The sequence below is a fragment of the Microbacterium sp. KKR3/1 genome, assembly GCF_021272365.1.
GTDB lineage: Bacteria > Actinomycetota > Actinomycetes > Actinomycetales > Microbacteriaceae > Microbacterium > Microbacterium aurugineum.
Genome location: NZ_JAJSDW010000001.1, coordinates 1137909 through 1154963, shown reverse-complemented (window position 1 = coordinate 1154963; position 17055 = coordinate 1137909). Strand labels below are relative to the sequence as shown.

Genomic DNA, 17055 nt, shown 5'->3' with positions numbered 1-17055 from the left:
CGCTACTGAGCGCTGCGGCTACTGAGGCGCTGCGGCCGGCCGCACGAACACCCAGGCCGCGACCGCGGCGGCGGCCGCTGCGAGGGTCATCGTGACGGCCATCGTGACCGCGTTCGTGCCACCCAATCCGGCCGCGATCGGCGCCACGACGGGCCCGAACAGGAAGGTCGCCATGCCGAGCAGGGCGGAGGCTGTGCCCGCGCGGCTGCCGTGGTGCGCGAGGGCGAGGGTCTGACCGTTCGGGCCACCCACTCCCGAGCAGAGCATGAACCCGATCAGCGCAGCGATCACTCCGTAGACGCCCGTGCCGGTCAGCGTCAGCACGAGGAACGTCGTCGTGGCGAGCAGCGTCGCCGTGATGCCACCCAGATAGACGCGCAGCGGTCCCCACCGCCGCACGACGAGCCTGCTGGTCTGGCTGCCGACGATGCTCGCCAGCGCCCCCGCCGCGAACGCGAGACTGAAGGTCTGCGGGGTGAGACCGAACTGGTCTTGCAGGACGAACGATGACATCGACAGGTAGGTGAAGAACGCGACGCCGCCTCCCGCCGCCGCGCACAGCACCGCGACGAACAGCCGGTCGCGGATCACGGCACGGGCATGATCCCGCAGCACGACGAGGCCGCCGCCGTGCCGCGCCGAGGCGGGCAGCGTCTCGGGTAGGGCGAACACGACGATGAGGAGCAGTATGACCCCGACGGCACTGAGCACGCCGAAGATGCCCCGCCAGTCCATGACCCGGGCGAGTTGCCCACCGACGACCGGCGCGATGATCGGCGCGGTCCCGGAGACGAGGAACAGCAGCGACAGCATCCGCGACAGCTCGACACCCTCGAACTGGTCTCGTGCGATGGCCAGGCAGATCACGATCCCCGCCGAGCCCGCGAGCCCCTGCAGGAAACGGGCGATCAGCAGCAGCTCGATGTTCGGGGCGAGGGCGCACACCAGCGACAGCACCGCGAACGCGGAGACTCCGACCATCAACGGCAGTCGCCTTCCGAGTCGATCGCTCAGCGGTCCCGCGATGAGTTGTCCGAGCCCGAGACCGATCATGCACGCCGACATCGTCACCTGCGCCAGAGCCTCCGTCGTGCCGAGAGACGCGGCGAGCTGCGGCAACTGTGGCAGGTAGAGGTCCATCGACAACGGCCCGAAAGCCTCCAGCATCCCGAGCACCAGCATCGCCCGCAGGGTGCTCATGCGCGGGCGAGCCGGCTCCTCGGGAACGGGGAGACTCATCCGCCCAAGCGCAGGATGCGGCGCAGCCAGCTCTCCCGCGCGGCGACGGCGGCCTTCGAGACCTCGGCCTCGGGCGAGAACCCGGAGAAGCCGTGGTATCCGCCGGCCCACACGTGCAGCTCGGCGTGTCCGCCGGTCGCCCAGATGCGCAGGGCGTAGTCGACGGCTTCGTCGCGGAACGTCTCGGCAGCGCCCACCTCGATGAACGCGGGTGCGAGACCGGCGAGGTCCGTGGCGCGGGCGGGCGCGGTGTACGGGGAGACGCGGTCGGTGAACCGGTCGTCCCCGGCGATGGCATCCCACGCGGTGTCGTTGTTGTTCCGATCCCACGCGCCGAAGCCGTCGTACTGCCGACTGGAGGCGGTCTCGTTGCGGTCGTCGAGCATCGGACAGCCGAGCAGCTGGCCGGCCAGGTGTGGACCGCCGCGATCCCGGGCGATCAGCGCGACGGCAGCCGACAGGCCCCCGCCGGCGCTCATCCCCGAGGCGATGATGCGGTCGGGATCGATGCCGAGCTCGTCGGAGTGGGCGGCCATCCACTCCAGCGCGGCATAGCAGTCCTCCGCCTGCGCGGGACCGGGATGCTCGGGTGCCAGCCGGTACTCGACGGCCACCCCGACGATGCCGTGCCGCTCGGCGAGGTCGATGAGCTCCGCGGTGCCGAAGAACCGGGTGCCGAGCACCATCCCGCCGCCGTGGATCGACAGGACGGCGGGGGCGGGTACGGAAGCCGCGCGCGCGGGGCGGACGATCGTGATCTCGATGTCCGGCGCCCCGACCGGTCCGGGGATGACACGGTCCTCCCAGACGGCCTCCCGACCCGCGGCCTGTGCGGCTATGGGCGGGATGATCGTCGTGAAGTGGTCGCGGTTGGCATGGATCGTGTCGGCACGCAGCGGGATGATCTCCACCATCCCGACGAACGCGTCGAGGCCGGCGACGAGCTCCGGGTCATACGGGACCGGCAGCGGCGCGGTCATCGGTCCGCCCGCCAGATGCGACGCAACCACGAGGCGCGAGCGGCGAGAGCGGCTCGGGAGATCTCAGCCTCCGGCATGTACATGTCGAAGCCGTGCGCTCCGCCGCCCCAGACATGCAGTTCGGCCTGTCCTCCGGTGGCCCAGATGCGCAGCGCGTACTCCGTGTCCTCATCGCGGAAGGCCTCGGCCTCGCCGACTTCGATGAAGGCGGGCGGGAGCCCCGACACATCGGTTGCGCGGCTGGGGGCGGCGTAGGCGGGAGCGTCCGAGTGGAAGGCGAGGTCGTCGCCCAGCACGCAGGACCACGCCAGCAGGTTCATCTCGCGCTGCCAGGTGCCGATGCCGTCGTACTGGCGGCTCGCGACGCTGGTGTTGGTGTTGTCGATCATCGGGCACAGCAAGAGCTGCCCGGCCATGACGGGCCCCTGTCGGTCGCGCGCCATCAGGGCGACAGCGGCTGTCAGCCCTCCGCCCGCACTGCCGCCTCCGACGATCAGGCGCTCCGGGTCGATGCCGAGTTCCGCGGCGTGCTCGTGAACCCACACGAAGGCGGCGTAGCAGTCCTCGACGCCCGCGGGGTAGGGGTTCTCCGGAGCGAGGCGATACTCGACGTTGACGGCGACGACCCGGTGCTCATCGACGATGTCGACCACGCGGCCGGTCTCCCACGAGCGGTGGCCGACGATCATGCCGCCGCCGTGGATGTTCACGAAACCGGGGAGCACCTCCCCGTGGACGCCGGCGGGGCGGAACACCGTGATCTCGAGGTCGGGTGCTCCGGCGGGACCGGGGATGGCGCGGTCCTCCCACTCGATGTCGCGCCCGGCGATCACGGCGTCGTTGTCGGGGAACATCCGGTCGACGCCGTCGCGCGGAAGGGTGTCGCGGGTGAGCGCCGGCTGTGGGTTCTTCGCGATCTCGTCGAGCACGGCCTGCACCTCGGGGTCGAAGGGCACGGGGGTGACGGTCGGGCGTCCGGCGGCGGTGGCGGTCATGGTTCTCCTTGGATGGAAGGGCGAAGCGGCGGGTCAGGGGCCTTCGGGGTCGACGACCCCGCGATCGGCCCAGAACGGTTCGACCAGGCGGCGCAGCTCATCGCCGCCGACCCGGTCGACCAGGGCTGCGGCGTCGAGGTTGGCGCGCAGCTGTTCCGCGCTCGAGGCGCCGAACAGCGTCGTGGTGAGGGCCGGATGGGTGAGGGTGAACGCGATCCCGAGCTGCGCGGGTGAGACGTCGAGGGATGCGGCGACCTCGGTGAAGGCGGGCACATCCTGGATGATCCGCTCCCGGATGTCGCCGGGGTCGCGGCCGATCTGCCGGTCGCCGTTGATCTTGCCGGCGAGCACGCCGCCCTCGAGGCAGTCGGAGGCCTGCAAAGTGAGCCCCTGTTCCCACAGGCGGGCGAAGGGGCTGCCGTCGGGGATCGAGCGCCGGGAGACGCTGTACTTCAACTGCGCGATCTGCGGTCCGGCCACGCCCTCCGCCGCGGCGATGTCGATCATGGACTGGATGCTCGATGCCGACCAGTTGTTCACACCCCAGGTGCGGATGAGGCCGGCCTCCGCGAGACGGGCGAGGTCGAGCACGAGTTCACGCAGGTCGAGGTCGTCGCGCCGCAGGTCTCCGAGGATCACGAGGTCTGCGTGCTCGACGCCGACCCGCATCAGCGCGTTCTCGAGCTGGGGGCGGAAGCCGTCGTCGCCGAATGCCTCGAGCCACAGCTTCGACGAGAGCAGCCAGTCGTCGCGCCGGAGGCCTGCAGCGCGCACCATCGCCGAGAAGATCACGTCGGTGAAGACCGGTGGCGCTCCCGGCGCGGAGTACACGCCGACGTCGAAGAGGTTCACGCCGCGGTCCACGGCGTCGCGGAGCATCGCCACCGCGTCGGCGAAGTCCATCCGGTCGTAGGTGTGCCAGGAGCCGAGAGAGAACAGTGAGGCGTCGATGCCGCTGCGGCCGATCTCGCGTCGGGGCAGGAGGGGAGTGGTCATGGAGTCCTCACAGTCTCGGGTCGATGACGGCTTTGACCTCATCGAGGTCATGCATGTGGGCGATCTTCGCGGAGGCGTCGGCGAGGCCGACCGGGTCGCTGAAGAGGTCGTCCCAGGGGAAGCGATCGGCGAAAGCGGTGAAGAAGTCGATCGCACGGGAGTAGTCGGAGATGTCGCCGTTGAGTGAGCCGACCACCGTGAGCTCCTTGCCCATGATGGTGCTGAGCGGGAAGCCGTCGCCCGCGGGACCGGTCGAGCCGACGATCGTGATGGTCCCGCGCTGGGCGGCCATCGCGATCGCGTCAGGGCCGACGCTGGGCGCACCCGCGAAGTCGAACACGTGGTCGGCGCCGCGCCCTCCCGTGAGCGCCATCACCTGATCGACCACCGGGCCGTCGCGGAAGTCGACGACCGCATCGGCGCCGAAGCGGCCGGCGAGTTCGAGCCGGGAGGCGGGGGCGCCCACCGTGATGACCTGGCCCGCACCGGAGATCTTCGCGACGGCCGTGGCGAAGATGCCGAGCGCCCCGGCGCCCTGCACGACCACGGTCGAGCCGGGGCGGATGCGCCCTGCGCGCTCGAAAGCCCGCAACACGGTCTTGGCCGCGCATCCGGCCATCGAGGCCCAGGTGTCCTTGACGGATGACGGGAGCAGCAGCTTGGCCGCCCCCGGGGTCACGTAGGCGTACTCCGAGAGTCCCGCGGTGGCGAACGGTGGCACGTCCGCACGCTGCAGGAAGCCGTATCCGCGGCGTGAGCAGGCGACGGGCTCGCGCAGCACCACACAGCCGTAGCACTCGCCGCAGGTCGACTCTGACCAGCCGATGCGATCTCCGGGGGAGAGGGGGTGGCCCAGGGCATCCTTCGTGTCGGGGCCGGTGGCGACGATCTCGCCGACCATCTCGTGCCCGAGCACCATCGGGAGCATGCCGGGGAAGGTCATCCGTCCCTCCCAGATCTCGATGTCGGTGCCGCACAGCGTGGTGCACGCGATGCGCACGAGCGCGGCGCCCGCTTCGATCTCGGCGGGGAGAGGCAGGTCCTGCAGGGTGAGCGGCTCGCCGTGCGCGGTGAGCACGGCGGCCTTGGTGCGGGTGGGGAGGGGCATGCGGTTCTCCAGTCGCGCGCGGGTGGCGGGTCAGCGGGGCGGGTGGCGGATCAGAAAGGGGCCTCGGAGGGGACGGGAAGGTGCGGAATCGATCCCGCGTCAGACCAGGAGCTGTCCGCCGTCGACGGGGGCGGAGATTCCGGTGATGTGGCTGGCGGCGTCGCTCGCGAGGAACAGCACGAGCGGGGTGATCTGGTCGACCTCGGCGATGGAGCCGAGCGGGATGCGGGACTCCCACGCCGCACGGGCTCGCGGGTTCGAGGCGAAGTCCGCGGTGAGAGGCGTGAGCACGGGGCCGGGCGCCACCGCGTTGACCCGGACGCCCGAGGCGGCGAGCTCGATCGCAGCGGTGCGGGTGAGGGCGTCGACCGCGGCCTTCGTCGCCTCGTAGTGCCCCAGTCCGGGGGTGGGCTGCCGTGCGCCGATGGACGAGATGTTGACGATCGCGCCGCGTCCTGCGTCGGCGAGCAGCGCGCCGAAGATCCGGAGCATGAGGAAGGTTCCGCGCACGTTGACCCGCAGGGCCGCGTCGACGACGTCGACCGGCACTTCCTGCAGGGTGCCGCCGCCGGCGACGATGCCCGCGTTGTTGACCAGGACATCGATGCCGCCGTCGGCAGTGAGCCGTTCGGCTGCGGCGCGCACGGAGGACTCGTCGCCGATGTCGAGGGTGAGCGCCGTGGCGCCGATCTCGGCGGCGACCGCCGTGGCGGCGTCCGCGTTCACATCGCCGATGAAGACCTCGTCTCCACGGTCACGGAATGCGGTGGCGATGCCGCGGCCGAGGCCGGACGCGCCGCCGGTGACCAGGATGCGGCGGGGGGATACGGTCATGTTCGTCCTCACTGACGGCGGTTCTGACGGGATGTCTCCGTTATATTCTACAAACATAGAAAAACACAACCCCGTGTCTCGAGACGGCGAAGGAGCCTTCATGCCCGAAACGACATATCCCTGGAAGCCTCTGGATTCCCCGGGCGCCCCGGTGCCCCCGCTGGCGCTCGGATCCTGGAACACCTGGGATCGGATGGCGCCCGACGACGCGGTGGCGCTGATCCGCCGGGCGGTCGAGCTGGACGCCGGCTTCTTCGACGTCGCGTACTACAACATGGGTCCGCACTCCGAGAACTCGAAGACCGACATCCTCTTCGGGCAGGCTCTGAGAGCGAGCGGCGTCGACCGCGATGACATCGTGCTGTGCGGCAAGCTCTGGCTGTGGGACTGGCCGAACCAGGGCTTTCGCGCACAACTGGTCGAGTCCCTGGAGCGAGCGGGCCTCGACCGGTTCGACACCCTCGTCGTGGGCGACTACCTCGACGCTCCGGACCTGCCGCGCCTCGTCGCCGACGTGAACGAGCTGATCGCCGAGGGGCTTGTGGGCTCCTGGGGCATCAACAACTGGCGGATCGAGCACACGAGGGAGGCGCTCGCCGTCGCCGCGGCGCAGGGCATGGCTGGCCCGGCGTTCGCGCAGCTGAAGTACGGGATCGCTCGGCGCTCGATGGCGGAGGGGGACGCCTACGGCCCCCTGTTCGCCGAGGGGGCTCTCGCGCTCCAGGCGTCGGACGTGTTCGAGGGTGGAATCCTCGCCACCGGACGCATGCCCGAACGGAAGATCGGTGCCGACGTGGGAGGCATCCGGGAGCAGATCGTCGCCGTGTACCCCGAGGTCGCGCGGGTTGCGGGAGAGTTCGGGGTCACGCCGGCCGCGCTCGGCATCGCCTTCTGCCTGTCGAACCCCGCCACCGCGAACGTGCTGTTCGGTGCCTCGCGTCTCGCGCAACTCGAGGCGAACCATGCGGCGCTCGCCCTCGCGCGAGACCACGGAGCCGAGGTGCGGGGCGCGCTCGCCGACTGCTGGGTCGACCGGGAGGTGCGCGCCGACGGGGCGTGGTGAAGGGAGCCGGGGTTCTGGGGGCTGCGCGCTGCCGGTGTGGGAACATGAGGCGCGCCGAGATCCGCCGTGGATGTCGGGGGAGTGGAGATGAGATGAGCCCGGAGCCCACGCTGCTCATGGCCGTGGTCTTCGGCGGATTCCTCTTTCTGGTGGTCTTCTTCGTCGGCTGGTATCTGATTCTCGACAGACGCGCTCATGCGAGACGCCGGGCTGCCGAGCAAGACGGTGGCTTGACCGATGCGAAGCCTGGCGACGCTGAAGCCGACGCTGAAGACGTGGAGCTGCGAGTGACTGGTGCTTCGCAGTCGCAGGACCTCGTCTGAAGGAGCCCGGGCGGTCTGCGATATGCTGGCATTCATTCGAACAAATCTTCGAAAGTCGGGCGTTTCTTCGGTAGGATCTGGGTATGTCGAAGTTGGCCGTGTTGCATGAGGCGATGTCCCGTCTCGACGCGGCGTGGGCTGATGCCGACGACTCGGGTGAGTTGTCGCGTGAGCAGCTCATCGCGGTCAGCGCGTCCCTCGGGGTGCTCCAGCGGCGGCTGGACGCCGTGCACGTCGAGGTGGCCGCGTGCATCTCTCGCGAGTCCCGCCCCGAACTCGGGGCCGAGAGTCTCGCGAAGCAGCAGGGGTTCCGCAATCCGGCGACGCTGATCGCGGCGACCGTGGGTGTGTCACGCGGTGATGCGACGCGGCTCGTGAAGGTGGGGGAGGCCGTTGCTCCGCGTGCAGACCTCCTGGGGGCGCCGCTGCCGGCGAGATACCCGGTCGTGCGGCAGGCGCTCGGCGCGGGAATGCTGAGCGCTCAGTCGGCGGCGGTAATCATCTCATTGCTCGATCGATGTCGCGTCGTGGTGGGTCTGACGCGCGTCGCCGAGGCAGAGCGTGTGCTGGTGGAGAAAGCGTTCGGGCTCGCGCTGGACGATGTGCGGAAGCTAGTGGTGCGGGCGGAGGCGTGGCTGGACCCGGATGGGGTGGAGCCGCGACTCGAGGAGCAGCGTTCCCGTCGATCCCTCACCATCCACGAGCGTGAGGGGAAGGTGCATCTGAATGCGGTCCTCGATGCCGAGACGGCCGCCCCTGTCATGACCGCGATCCGCGGCTACGTGACGGCCGCGTTCGCCGCCCGGAAGGATGCGGCCGCTCCCGACGCGCCTGACGCCGACCGTCGCACCGTGCCGATGCTGCAGGCTGATGCGCTCTCTGTGTTCGCCGCCCACGTGCTCGGCTGCGAAGCCAGGGTGCCGCTAGCAGGGGCGACGATCGTGGTGAGAATGAGCCTCGATGATCTCGAGGTCGGCACCGGCTCTGCGGAGATCGACGGGGTCGAGCAGCCGATCAGCATCGGAGCCGCGCGACGGATGGCCGCCGGCGGGGGTGTGATTCCGTGTGTGCTCGGCGCCGCGAGTGAAGTGCTCGACTGGGGGCGCGAGAGGCGCCTGTTCACGCGATCGCAACGGTTGGCTCTGGTGGAGCGCGACGGGGGCTGCGCCATGTGTGGGTTGCCGCCGGACATGACGAAGGCGCATCACATCCGGTGGTGGAGTCGTGACCGCGGGCCGACGGATCTGTCGAACGGCGTGCTGCTGTGCGAGACCTGCCACCACCGAGTGCATGACAACGGGTGGGAGATCCGTATCGATGGGGGCGGTCCGGTGGGGCGGGTATGGTTCATCCCTCCCGCCTCGGTCGACCCTGCGCGCAGCCCGCGCCTCGGCGGTCGAGCGCGCTTCGACATCGCCGCCTGACCTCGCCGCCTGACATCGGTGCCTGGCATCGCCGCCTGACCTCGACGTCTGATGCCGGTGCCTGACATCGACGGCTGACATCGACGTCTGATGCCGGTGCCAGCGTGTGCGGCTCGGGATGTGCTGGTCTGCTCATGGGCGCGCGCTCATGCCCGCGCGCCCATGTCCATGCGCTCATGCCTGCGCGCTCGGTCAAGCCCGGTGCGCCCCCGGGCATGATCCGGCGCACCGCGAGGGCGAATCGCTCTTGCGCTCTTTTTCCACGCATGTAGACTAACCAGCACGACACATCGAAGTGACGTCGGACCCGGCTTCCGATCAGCGGCACCTCGACCCTTCTTCACCACCCCCTGCACCCGAGAGAAGGAATCATGAAACGAATGCCCCTCGCGCTCGCCGCGGCTGTCGCCGTGACGCTCGCCCTCACCAGCTGCAGCGGCGGCGCCTCGCCCTCGCCGTCCGACGGCAGCGGGGTCGACAGCCCCGACGCCCTCAACATCGGGAACTTCCTCGACGTCACGTCGTGGGATCCCTCGCTCGCCGACATCGGCTTCGACGGCCCGTATCTCTCCGCCGTCTACGACGCTCTGATCGCCCTCGACGCCGACGGCGAACCGATCCCCTCACTCGCCACCGAGTGGACCGTCGCCGACGACGACCTCAGCATCGACCTCGACATCCGCACCGACGCCGTGTTCAGCGACGGCACCCCGGTCGATGTCGACGCCGTGATCACGAGCCTCGAGTACCTCAAGGCGGGTGCCCGCTCGGGTGAGGCCTACGTCAACGTCGCCTCCTTCGAGAAGGTCGACGACGACACCGTCCGCATCGCCCTCACGCAGCGCGACGACACGATCCTCTACTTCATGGGTCTCGGACGCAGCTACGTCGCCTCCCCGGCCGCCATCGAAGCGGGCACGCTGGGCAGCGAGCCCATCGGCTCGGGCCCCTACGTCCTCGACAGCACGACGAGCGTCGCCGGTGCCGAGTACCACTTCACCAAGACTGCCGACCACTGGGACGCCGACGCGTACCCCTTCTCCGAGCTCGCGATCTTCCCGATCACCGATGCCACCGCCCGTCACAACGCCATGCTCAGCGGCCAGATCAACGTGCAGTACGGCGACGTCGCCAACCTCGAACAGGCGAAGCAGCAGGGGTGGAACACCGCCGAACGCGTGTCCGGATGGGCGGGCCTCGTCATCACCGACCACACCGGCGTGAAGAGCGAGCCGCTCGGCAAGCTCGAGGTGCGGCAGGCCCTGAACTACGCCTTCGACGGAGCGGCGGTCCTCGCCGCGGTCGGCAGCGGAGCGGGCGTCGCCACCAACCAGGTGTTCCCCGACGGCGGCCCCATCAACGATCCGTCGCTCAACGACACCTACGCCTACAACATGGACAAGGCCAAGCAATTGCTGGCGGACGCCGGCTACCCCGACGGCTTCGAGATCTCGATGCCGATGTCGCCCATCTTCGAGATGTGGAAGCCCTCGGCCGAGCAGGCGCTCAACGAGCTCGGTGTGAAGGTCACGTGGGACAACATGCAGATGCCGGACTACCAGCTGAACGCGCCGAACTACCCGATGTTCATCTCGTTCCTCGCGATGGACGGCAACGACGTCGCCACCGTCGCCCGCCAGGTGACCAGCGTGCAGTGGTTCAACCCCGCGCCCGACTATGCGGAGAACGAGGTCATCGCTCCCCTCGTCGAGAAGGTCCAGACCGAGCGCGGCGACGCGCAGACCGACGCCGTCAAGGAGCTCAACAAGGCTCTCGTCGACCAGGCATGGTGGTCGGTCTGGTACCAGGCGAACAACATCTACTACACGGCGCCCGGCATCCAGCTGCAGCCCGTCGTGGGGATGATGTTCCCGACGCTCCGCTACATCACCCAGGGCTGACGCCCGCCGGGGCGGCCGCGACACCGGCCGCCCCGGCAACCTTCCCCCTCCGACCCCATTCTCCGAGAGGCCCCCATGTTCCTGTTCACGGCGAAGCGGGTGCTGTCCGGCATCCTCTTGCTCGTCGCGGTCTCGATCGGCACCTTCTTCCTGGCCCATCTCGCCATCAGCGACCCGACGGCCTCGCTTCTGGGCACCACGGCGAGTCCGGCTCAGCAGGCGGCGCTCGCTGAGAAGATCGGCCTCGACCGTCCGCTCCTCGTGCAGTTCTGGGACTGGCTCTCACACGCGGTTCTGCTCGACTTCGGCGTCTCCTGGCGCAACTTCCAGCCCGTCAGCGCACAGCTCGCGATCAAGGTCCCCGTGACCCTGTCGGTGGTGACGTTCGCGACGCTGATCACCGCGGTCGTCGGCGTCACGTTCGGGATGATCACCGGACTCCGCCCCGGCACCTGGTTCGACCGCGTGATCAAGGGCATCTCGGTCGTGCTCTTCGCTCTCCCCGGCTTCTGGGTGAGCCTCGTGCTGGTCATGTGGCTCGCGGTGCAGCTGAAGTGGTTCCCGGCCGTCGGCTACGTGCCGCCGACGCAATCCGTGGACGGATGGCTGCGCTCCATCACCCTCCCGGCGATCTCGCTCGCCCTCGGCGGCATCGTTGCCGTCGCCGAGCAGTTGCGCAACGCCGTGATCGCGCAGAGCCGCCAGGACTGGGTGCGCACGCTTCGCAGCCGGGGTCTCTCCGCCACCAGGGTCAACCTGCACATCCTCCGCAACGCCTCGCCCGCCGCCCTCACCGTCATCGCCCTGATGTTCGTGGGGCTGCTGTCCGGCGCGATCGTGGTCGAGCAGATCTTCAGCCTCCCCGGTCTCGGACAGCTCACCAACCAGTCCTCGCAGAACGGCGACATCCCGATGCTCCTCGGCATCACGGTCATCTCGATCGTCTTCGTCGTCCTCATCAACCTCCTGCTCGACCTCGTGCTCGGCTGGATCAACCCGAAGGTGCGCGTCGCATGACCACCACAGACATCCGGGTCGCCTTCGACCGGGCGGCGCAGAAGCGACGCTCGAGCCTCTTCCGCCGCTTCCTCCGCCACCCCGGCGGATACATCCCGCTGGCGATCTTCCTGCTCATCGTGCTCGTCGGAGTCTTCGCACCGCTGCTCGCGCCGATGGATCCGAACTTCGTCGACCTCGCCGCGGCCAAGGCGCCTCCCGGGCCCGAGCACCTCCTCGGCGGCGACTCGACCGGCCGAGACATCCTGAGTCGACTCATCTACGGCACGCGGACGACCCTGTGGGGCGCGCTCATCACGATCGTCACCGCACTCGTGATCGGTGTGCCGTCCGGCGTCGCAGCCGGATACTTCGGTGGCACGTTCGACCGCATCGCCACCTGGATCAGCGACGCCCTCCAGTCGATCCCCGGAATGATCATCCTGCTCGTGGTCGCCGCGGGGAGCCGCAACAACTTCGAGTTGCTGATGGCGACCGTCGGTGTGTTCATGGTTCCCGGCTACTTCCGCATCGCGCGCTCGCAGACCTTGGCCGTGCGCAGCGAGCCCTACATCGACGCCGCCCGCGTGTCGGGCCTGTCCGACGGACGCATCATCTTCCGCCACGTGATCAAGGCCGTGTACCCGCCGGTCATCATCCAGACGGCCCTCACCGCAGGCATCGCGATGGGGATGCAGGCCGGCCTCCAGTTCCTCGGCATCGGCGACTCCAACGTGCCCAGCTGGGGCGCGATGATGCTCGAGGGCTTCCGCCTGATGCTCACCTACCCGCTCATGCTGCTGTGGCCCTCGGCCGCGCTCGGACTCACGATCGCGGTGCTCGCGATCATGGGATCCACGCTCGCCGAGCTAGTGCAGGTGCGCACGCCGCGCGTCTCCCGACGGTCGGGCACCGCCGCCGGCACGGCTGCCGGTACCGGTGCAGGCACGGCTGCCGGGACCACCGCCGGGACCGCGACGCCGCTCGCCCCCGTGACCGGAAGCGCGCAGCACAGCGCAAAGGAGTCCGCGCTGCGCGTCGAGAACCTGCGGGTCGTGCACGCCACCCCGACGGGCGAGACCGAGGTCGTGCACGGCGTCACCCTCGACGTGGCACCAGGCGAGGTCGTCGGCATCGTGGGCGAGTCGGGTTCCGGGAAGTCACAGACCGTGTTCTCGGTGCTCGACCTGCTGCCGTCCAGCGGGCGCGCGACCGCCGACGCCATCTGGGTGGGCGGGGCCGACGTGACGAAAGCGACGCCGAAGCAGCGACACGCTCTGCTCGGACGTGAGATCGGCTACGTGCCCCAGGAACCGATGAGCAACCTCGACCCGTCGTACACGATCGGCCACCAGCTCATCGAGCCGCTGCGCCGCACCCACGGGCTCCGCAAGGCGGAGGCCAGGGAGCGGGCGCGTGCGATGCTCGTGCGCGTCGGCCTCACCGACCCCGACCGTGTCATGCGCAGCTACCCCCACCAGGTCTCGGGCGGTATGGCGCAGCGCGTGCTCATCGCCGGCGCGATCGCGGGAAAGCCGTCTCTGCTCGTGGCCGACGAGCCGACCACGGCGCTCGACGTGACGGTGCAGGCCGAGGTGCTCGAACTCCTGCGAGAGCTGCAGGCCGAGTACGGCATGGCCCTGCTGATCGTGACCCACAACTTCGGCGTCGTGGCCGACATCTGCGACCGGGTGATCGTGATGCGCGGCGGTGACGTCGTCGAGACAGGACCGGTCGACTCGCTGTTCGCGTCACCCGCCGAGGAATACACACGCGAACTGATCGCCGCGTCCCTGGACGATGCGGAGGGCCGCGCCGAACTCGACCGTACCGGAACGGAGGTGACCGCATGAGCGCCCTGCTCGAAGTCGACGACCTGGTCGTGGAGTACGGCCGTGGCCGACACGCCTTCCGCGCGCTGCACGGCGTCTCCCTCGATATCGCGCCGGGCGAGTGCCTGGGCCTCGTCGGAGAATCCGGCTCGGGGAAGTCGACGCTCGGCAAGGCGATCCTCGGCCTCGCACCCGTCACGGGCGGGAGCATCCGCTTCGACGGCAAGGAGATCAGCAGGCTCGGCGGCCGTGCCCGGCGTGCGCTCGCGGATGACGTGCAGGTCGTCTTCCAAGACCCGTACGGATCGCTCAACCCCGCGATGACGATCGGCGACATCCTCGCCGAACCGCTGCTCACCACCGGTATCGGCACGAGAGCCGCCGAGACGAAGGTGCGCGAGATGCTCGACCGCGTGCGCTTGCCGGAGTCGGCCATGGATCGCTATCCCAGTGAGTTCTCCGGCGGTCAGCGTCAGCGCATCGCGATCGCCCGAGCCCTCGTCCGCGGGCCGCGCCTCATCGTGTGCGACGAGCCCGTCAGCGCCCTCGACCTCACCACGCAGGCGACGATCCTCGATCTGTTCATCAAACTGCAGCGCGACACCGGCGTGGCCTACCTCTTCGTCTCTCATGACCTCGGTGTCGTGCGCCGCGTCTGTCACCGCGTGGCGGTCATGTATCGCGGAGAGCTCGTCGAGGTCGGCGAGGGGGAGCAGGTCACCCGTGCCCCGCAGCATCCGTACTCCGAGCGGCTGCGCCTCGCCTCGCCCGTCGCCGACCCGGTCGCGCAGCGTCAGCGACGTGCCCAGTGGCTCGCTCTGCGGGAGGTGCGCGATGCGGCGGTACGGTAGCTCCAGGCCCGATCACCCCACGCCTCGGAATCGGCCGGAAGGACCTCATGCCGAAGATCATCGATCACGACCAGCGTCGACGGGACATCGTCGAGGTCGCCAAGAGCATCATCCTGAAGGGGGGCTTCGAGGCCGCGACCATGCGCAGCATCGCGGCGGAGGCCGGCTTCGCGAACGGTGCGCTGAAGCACTACTTCCCGGGCAAGGAGAGCATCGTCGCGGCGACGTTCGAGACGATCCTCCAGCAGATGTCCGAAGGCGTGCAGGCCGCCGGCGAGGAGCCGACCTCCGCGGATGCCGCGCTGCGGGGCTTCCTGCAGGCGACGATCCCTCGCGATCAGGAACAGATCGCCGCGGGGCGGGTGCTGCTCGCGCTGTGGGAGTACGCCATGGCGAACGAGTCGCTGGCCGAGCTGTATCGCGGACACCTGGCGTCCTGGCGTGCTTCTCTCATCGAGCGGATGGAGGCCGCGCGGGACGAGGGGTCGATCCGCGATCAGGACTACGGCCCGCTCGCGAACGAGTACATCTCGGCGGCGGTCGGTGCGACCATCATCAACCTCATGTATCCCGACGGCGAGCGGATCGCCGACTACGAGACCTACATCGACCAGTTCCTGGCACGCCTGCGCTGAGCACGGCGCGCCGGGTCCGAGAGGACGGCGCGTCATGACCTCATCCCTGTTCCTCGAGCGCCACCAGGGCACCGGGCGTCCTGTCGTGTTCCTGCACGGCCTCGCGTCGCGCGGAGCGCAGGACTGGCCGGATCACGAGTGGGCCGGCGTCGTCGGCGACCGTCCCCGCCTGGTGGTCGACCTCCCGGCGCACGGTGAGAGCCCGGCACTCGGCACGGCGCCCACGACCGCAGTGCTGGACGCACTCGCCTCGGCCGTCGGCAGCGACGAGATCGACCTGGTCGGATACTCGCTGGGGGCTCGCCTCGCGTGGGATCTGGCGGCGCATCCGCGCGTCTCCGTGCGACGCCTCGTGCTCGGCGGCCTCAGCGCGGGGGAGCCGTTCGCGCAGGTCGACCTCGCCGCCGCACGCGACGCGGTCGACGGCGGTCCCATGCCGACGGATCCCCTCACGGGCATGATCGTGCACATGGCGTCGTCGCCCGGCAACCGTCCGCACGACCTTATCGGCCTGATCGAGGGTCTCGCCGCAGAGCCGTTCGCGCCACGGGCCGAGGGCATCGCCGTGCCCGTGCTGCTGCTGGGCGGCACCGACGATCCGATGGCGGCCGGGATCGACGACCTCGCGCGGCTGCTCCCGAGCGCCCGTGCGCAGCGCGTCCCCGGCGATCACCTCTCCGCCCTGCACACGGCGGAGTTCCGTGCTGCCGTGCGCGACTTCCTGGCGGACTGAGCCGCAATCGCGACCGGGAACACCTCTGCCGTTTAATTCCAACAATCGTAGAAATATAAGGAAAGGCCCACACATGACCGACACCCCCACCGCGGATGCGGCACGGATCCTCGACATCGCCACGGGGTACATGGCGTCCAAGCAGCTCTTCCACGCCAGCCGCATCGGCCTCTTCCGTGCCGTCGACGGCGGAGCGGACACGGTGGCGGCGATCGCCGAGACGTGCGGGGTGAGCGAGCGCATCGCCCGTCTGCTCGCCGATGCGATGGCCGCCAAGGGCCTCCTGGTGCGCACGGATGGGCGCTACGCCGTCGCCCCGGACGCCGCCGCGTATCTGACCGGTGCCGATGCCGCGATCGACCTCGCGCCCTTCCTGACGTTCCTCGATGAGATCAGCTACCCGCACTGGCTCCAGTTCGCGCACACGGTCGACACCACCGAGCCTGGCGATCTGCAGATGGACGATGCCCGCTGGGCGACGTTCATGGCGGGGGTGATGACGTACAACCGCCTGCACGCGCAGGAGTTCGGCCGTCACCTCGACCTCTCCGGTGCCACCCATGCGCTCGACTTCGGTGGCCTGTCGGCCGACTTCGCGCTGTCGGTGATGGCGCGCAATCCCGAGCTGCGGACGACGTTCCTGTACGCACCCGGCTTCGAAGACGGGATCGCCGAGGCCGTCGAGGCGGCCGGGGTCGCCGATCGTGCCGTGGTGGAGGTCGCCGACACCGCGACCGCCGCGCCGGAGGGCGCCTACGACGCGATCTTCGCGAACCACGTCATCCACCGCTTCGGTGCCGAGGAGAACGCCCGGATCTTCCGCAATCTGCGAGCGGCGGCGGCACCGGGGGCGACCCTGACCGTGCTCGACTTCTTCCTCGACGACGATCCGGCGCAGCGCGGACTCGACGCCCTGCATGCGGGGGAGTACCTCGTCATCGACGGGACCGTCGTGTATCCGGAAGCCCAGGTGCGCGGCTGGCTGAGTGATGCCGGCTGGGAGGTGCGCGAGAAGGTCGCTCTGCCGGGGAGTCCCCGGGTGCTCGTGGCGACCGCGGTGTGAGGCCACCCCGGCGTCGGGGGACCGGCGCCGGGGTTCATGGACTGGTCCGAGGGGGATCAGAGGCGGGCGGCATGCGTGAACA

The 17055-nt window shown here is 69.6% G+C and carries 16 protein-coding genes; 10 read left to right on the top strand and 6 right to left on the bottom strand.

The genetic code is table 11. The features are described from left to right. Window positions 1-18: 18 nt before the first annotated feature. The 6 genes from LVJ59_RS05550 to LVJ59_RS05525 all read right to left on the bottom strand — a co-directional run bounded on the left by LVJ59_RS05550 (window position 19) and on the right by LVJ59_RS05525 (window position 6152). Window positions 19-1239, bottom strand: a complete 1221-nt coding sequence (locus LVJ59_RS05550; protein ID WP_232762291.1) for a multidrug effflux MFS transporter — start codon at window positions 1237-1239, stop codon at window positions 19-21. Continuing rightward, entirely contained in the window at window positions 1236-2219 is a 984-nt protein-coding gene (locus tag LVJ59_RS05545) for an alpha/beta hydrolase (protein WP_232762290.1), read from the bottom strand. Before LVJ59_RS05545 ends, LVJ59_RS05550 begins: the two co-directional genes overlap by 4 nt. Further along, complete coding sequence (locus LVJ59_RS05540; RefSeq protein ID WP_232762289.1) at window positions 2216-3214, bottom strand: alpha/beta hydrolase; 999 nt, start codon at window positions 3212-3214, stop codon at window positions 2216-2218. Before LVJ59_RS05540 ends, LVJ59_RS05545 begins: the two co-directional genes overlap by 4 nt. Before the next feature lie 33 nt (window positions 3215-3247). Continuing rightward, window positions 3248-4210, bottom strand: a complete 963-nt coding sequence (locus tag LVJ59_RS05535; protein WP_232762288.1) for an aldo/keto reductase — start codon at window positions 4208-4210, stop codon at window positions 3248-3250. Between the two features lie 7 nt (window positions 4211-4217). Then, window positions 4218-5318, bottom strand: a complete 1101-nt coding sequence (locus LVJ59_RS05530; RefSeq protein WP_232762287.1) for a zinc-binding dehydrogenase — start codon at window positions 5316-5318, stop codon at window positions 4218-4220. A gap of 99 nt (window positions 5319-5417) precedes the next feature. Further along, complete coding sequence (locus LVJ59_RS05525; protein WP_232762286.1) at window positions 5418-6152, bottom strand: SDR family NAD(P)-dependent oxidoreductase; 735 nt, start codon at window positions 6150-6152, stop codon at window positions 5418-5420. A 100-nt stretch (window positions 6153-6252) separates the two neighbouring features. On the opposite strand from LVJ59_RS05525, the gene LVJ59_RS05520 reads away from it, so the two are divergent. The 10 genes from LVJ59_RS05520 to LVJ59_RS05475 all read left to right on the top strand — a co-directional run bounded on the left by LVJ59_RS05520 (window position 6253) and on the right by LVJ59_RS05475 (window position 16973). Continuing rightward, window positions 6253-7215 carry an aldo/keto reductase gene (locus LVJ59_RS05520; protein ID WP_232762285.1) on the top strand — a complete coding sequence of 321 codons (963 nt, stop codon included), beginning with the start codon at window positions 6253-6255 and terminating at the stop codon, window positions 7213-7215. 92 nt (window positions 7216-7307) lie between these two features. Then, a complete protein-coding gene (locus LVJ59_RS05515) occupies window positions 7308-7538 on the top strand; it encodes a hypothetical protein (RefSeq protein WP_232762284.1) in 231 nt (76 codons plus the stop codon). Window positions 7539-7621: 83 nt separating this feature from the next. Next, the gene (locus tag LVJ59_RS05510; RefSeq protein ID WP_232762283.1) at window positions 7622-8962 is read left to right on the top strand and encodes an HNH endonuclease signature motif containing protein; all 1341 of its coding nucleotides are present in this window, start codon (window positions 7622-7624) and stop codon (window positions 8960-8962) included. A gap of 371 nt (window positions 8963-9333) precedes the next feature. Continuing rightward, on the top strand, window positions 9334-10863 hold the full coding sequence (locus tag LVJ59_RS05505) for an ABC transporter substrate-binding protein (RefSeq protein ID WP_232762282.1): 1530 nt from the start codon (window positions 9334-9336) through the stop codon (window positions 10861-10863). Between the two features lie 75 nt (window positions 10864-10938). Further along, the gene (locus LVJ59_RS05500) at window positions 10939-11880 is read left to right on the top strand and encodes an ABC transporter permease (protein WP_131494407.1); all 942 of its coding nucleotides are present in this window, start codon (window positions 10939-10941) and stop codon (window positions 11878-11880) included. Next, window positions 11877-13712, top strand: a complete 1836-nt coding sequence (locus tag LVJ59_RS05495) for a dipeptide/oligopeptide/nickel ABC transporter permease/ATP-binding protein (protein WP_232762281.1) — start codon at window positions 11877-11879, stop codon at window positions 13710-13712. Before LVJ59_RS05500 ends, LVJ59_RS05495 begins: the two co-directional genes overlap by 4 nt. After that, entirely contained in the window at window positions 13709-14542 is an 834-nt protein-coding gene (locus tag LVJ59_RS05490; protein ID WP_232762280.1) for an ATP-binding cassette domain-containing protein, read from the top strand. The genes LVJ59_RS05495 and LVJ59_RS05490 overlap by 4 nt, the downstream gene beginning before the upstream one ends. A 47-nt stretch (window positions 14543-14589) precedes the next feature. Next, a complete protein-coding gene (locus tag LVJ59_RS05485; RefSeq protein ID WP_232762279.1) occupies window positions 14590-15177 on the top strand; it encodes a TetR/AcrR family transcriptional regulator in 588 nt (195 codons plus the stop codon). Between the two features lie 34 nt (window positions 15178-15211). Beyond that, window positions 15212-15910 carry an alpha/beta hydrolase gene (locus LVJ59_RS05480; RefSeq protein WP_232762278.1) on the top strand — a complete coding sequence of 233 codons (699 nt, stop codon included), beginning with the start codon at window positions 15212-15214 and terminating at the stop codon, window positions 15908-15910. Window positions 15911-15983: 73 nt separating this feature from the next. Beyond that, window positions 15984-16973 (top strand): methyltransferase dimerization domain-containing protein, encoded by a 990-nt coding sequence (locus tag LVJ59_RS05475; protein WP_232762277.1) that lies wholly within the window; start codon window positions 15984-15986, stop codon window positions 16971-16973. The last annotated feature ends 82 nt before the right edge of the window (window positions 16974-17055 follow it).